Annotated in this window: 2 protein-coding genes; both read left to right on the top strand. The window is 50.1% G+C overall.

Annotation, left to right across the window (positions count from 1 at the left end; all coding sequences use genetic code 11):
- On the top strand, nt 1–470 hold a 470-nt coding region (locus A3730_RS05800; RefSeq protein WP_231883860.1), incomplete at its 5' end, for a putative solute-binding protein.
- A 64-nt stretch (nt 471–534) separates the two neighbouring features.
- The coding region (locus A3730_RS05795) for a fatty acid desaturase (RefSeq protein WP_197477317.1) at nt 535–1,182 on the top strand (648 nt) is incomplete at its 3' end.

The raw sequence follows: 1,182 nt of genomic DNA, 5'->3' as shown, positions 1-1,182 counted from the left end.
TGGGCATGTCGCCAGTGATGTCGGATATCACCAATTTCTCTACCCGTTTCAATAACGGCTCTGTAGATACTTGCTTCGCTCCCATCTTCGGTTATTCCGCCTTAGAGCTGTATAAGGGCATGCAGCCAGACGGCGGCATCATTAATCTGGTGCTAGGCCAGTTGAGCGCACAGTTAATTCTTCGCAAAGACCTTTTCCCCGCAGATTTTCCCGATCATTCCCGAAAGTACTTGGCCGGCCAGTTTGATCGCGCCATGCGTATCATCAATAACGCAAATAACGAAGTGAACGAAAAGTGGTGGATCAATATATCCGATAGCGAAACCACCCGTTACGACGAAATGTTTCGTCAGGCGCGTATCGATCTTGCCAACCAAGGCGTTTACAACAAGGACATGATGAGCTTACTGCGAAAAGTACGATGTAAAGGCGACCCCTCACGTGCTGAATGCGTCAATCCCGTGGAGTAATCAGGCTACTTTTTCTTTCAACTTCATCCTGCAATAACAAAACAGAAATATGTGAGGTTTTATTATGTTGGAAAAAATCAATCCCGATACCTTGTTACGTTTAAAGAAATGGGGCTACCTCGCCTGCTGGGCATTCTTTCTTCCCATGGTGCCCTTTTCCGCTCTGGTGGGGCGTGATCAGGGTACGCAAAACCTCTGGGCTTGGATGATCTTGGCGATATTCTTCATTCTGGTCCCGGTGGTAGATTACCTAGTCGGCAAGGATCCGGTTAACCCGGATGAAGAAAAACAGGTACCCGAACTTTCGCAGGACAAAAGCTACCGCGCCCTTCCCCTACTTTTGGCAACCGCCTGGCTGGGCCTGCTGTTCTATGCCGGCCATGTGTTCGTTAGCAATGATTATTCTTGGGGCGGCATGCTCGGATGGATCATGTCCATCGGCCTGCTTGGCGGCATGATCGCCATCAACTTGGGGCACGAACTGATTCACAAGGACCCGAAGGTGGAAAACTGGATGGGCGGCCTGCTGTTGTCGTCGGTAAGCTATGGCGGCTTCAAGGTAGAACACGTGCGCGGCCACCATGTACATGTGTCCACACCAGACGATGCCTCATCCAGCCGTTATAACCAGTCTCTGTATAACTTCCTGCCCAAGGCGTTTGTGCATAACTTCATCAATGCTTGGAGCCTGGAAAAGAAATACCTGGAGCGT

This window comes from Alcanivorax sp. HI0044 (assembly GCF_001634945.1).
Note: the sequence above shows the minus strand (reverse complement) of the source record. Positions and strands in the feature narration are given on the sequence as shown.